Below are 311 nucleotides of genomic sequence, written 5' to 3' on the forward strand. Positions count from 1 at the left end.
CCGTCAGAGGGCGTTAAGGTGAAGTTAGAGGGCCCAAAAGCAGCAGTTGCTACAGCATCAGCGAAAAAACAATTTGATATACCAGTTGATTTGAGAGATAGCGAAAAAGGAACTTATGAAGTTACTTTGAAAACGAACGGGCTTCCAGATGATGTGAAAGGAACAGTTCAGCCATCAACAATTAAAATTACTCTACATGAAAAAGCGAGAAACTACGTCCATGTAGACTTAAAATTATCAAATGAGGATCAAATGCCAGCGGGTTCTACTCTCGAAAAATCAAACATTAAACCTGATACTGATTACGCAGT

General features: G+C 39.2%; 1 protein-coding gene. It reads left to right on the plus strand.

Annotated features, from left to right (window positions below):
• The coding region (locus ACSG5Z_RS30230; RefSeq protein ID WP_435712780.1) for a CdaR family protein at positions 1–311 on the plus strand (311 nt) is incomplete at both ends.

The sequence above is a fragment of the Bacillus pretiosus genome (genome assembly GCF_051294775.1).
Taxonomy (GTDB): Bacteria; Bacillota; Bacilli; order Bacillales; family Bacillaceae_G; genus Bacillus_A; species Bacillus_A wiedmannii.